At 76.2% G+C, this 605-nt stretch carries 1 protein-coding gene; it reads right to left on the reverse strand.

Features of this window, described 5'->3' with window-relative positions; translation table 11 throughout:
- Nucleotides 1–605: flagellar hook-length control protein FliK (locus AC1D1T_RS32935; protein WP_477993571.1), on the reverse strand; the 605-nt coding region annotated here is incomplete at both ends.

Raw genomic sequence — 605 nt, forward strand, 5'->3', positions numbered from 1 at the left:
GTCGTGACGCGCCGCGGGGCGGCCTCCGCCGCCTCGACCCCGCCGATGCTGCGCGAGCGCGAACCGCCCTCGCCGCGGCCCTGGCCGCCGTCCGGCGAGCCCTGGCGGGCCTGCTGCGAGACGCCGCCGCCGGTCAGCGTGAAGCCGGCATCGCGCAGCGCGGACGCCAGTTCCGGCAGCCCGCTCTCGATGAGTTGGCGGGTGCTGGCCATGTCGGCACCGAAATCGACCTGCGCCTGCGTGCCGTCGATCGCGATCTGCACCGAGATCGGGCCCATCTCGGCCGGGTTCAGGTGCAGTTCGGCCTGCTGCACGCCGTCGGCGGCCAGCACKCTGACCTGCACGCCCAGCGATTGCGTGAATTCCGGCGCATCCACCGGCGTCGGCAGCTGGACGACGGTCGGGGCCTCCGCCGGCGCGCTCGGTGCCGTGGCGGCCAGCCCGGCGGCCAGCAGTGCTCCGCTGGCCGGCGCGGCATCGGTGCGCGCGCTGTCCGACGCGCCATGCACCTGGGCCGCGACCTCGCGGAACGACGCGGTTTTCTCGGCCGCTTCGGCCAGCAGCCTCGCCGCCGGTGCATCGGCCCCGGCCCCGCCCGTTTGCGC

The organism is Rhizobacter sp. P2_H3, from assembly GCF_056403355.1.